The organism is Ochrobactrum sp. SFR4 (genome assembly GCF_019730395.1).
In the GTDB taxonomy this organism is placed as follows: domain Bacteria; phylum Pseudomonadota; class Alphaproteobacteria; order Rhizobiales; family Rhizobiaceae; genus Pseudochrobactrum.
Genome location: NZ_JAAPBB010000385.1, coordinates 1 through 355, shown reverse-complemented (window position 1 = coordinate 355; position 355 = coordinate 1). Strand labels below are relative to the sequence as shown.

The 355-nt window shown below is 52.4% G+C and carries 1 protein-coding gene; it reads right to left on the bottom strand.

Annotation, left to right across the window (positions count from 1 at the left end; genetic code table 11):
* On the bottom strand, positions 1 to 312 hold a 312-nt coding region (locus HBA93_RS19485; RefSeq protein WP_221724392.1), incomplete at its 3' end, for a pentapeptide repeat-containing protein.
* Between the last annotated feature and the right edge of the window lie 43 nt (positions 313 to 355).

Below are 355 nucleotides of genomic sequence, written 5' to 3'. Positions count from 1 at the left end.
CAGCTTGGCTCGCCTAAGATTGGCATTGTTGAAATCGCTGTTGCTCAGCACCGCTTCCGACAGGTTGGCAGCCTCCAGGCTAGCGTGTCCGGCTCTACAACGTATAAATCTCGAGCCCTCCAACTGGGCACTATCGAATTTGGTGCGCACCAGCGAGGAGGCCTCAAAAGTCCATCCCGAAAAATTCAGTCTTGAGAGATCCTTACCTTCAAGTTGGCAGGATTTTATGTGATGCGGGAGCATCGTTTCAGACATCGAACGGATATCTTCTTCGTCTAACGAGCGTTCAACGATTTCTATGGGTTTGCTCATGATGGCCTCCAAGCCGCAGTGCCTGCCCATCGCCCGCTTTCCA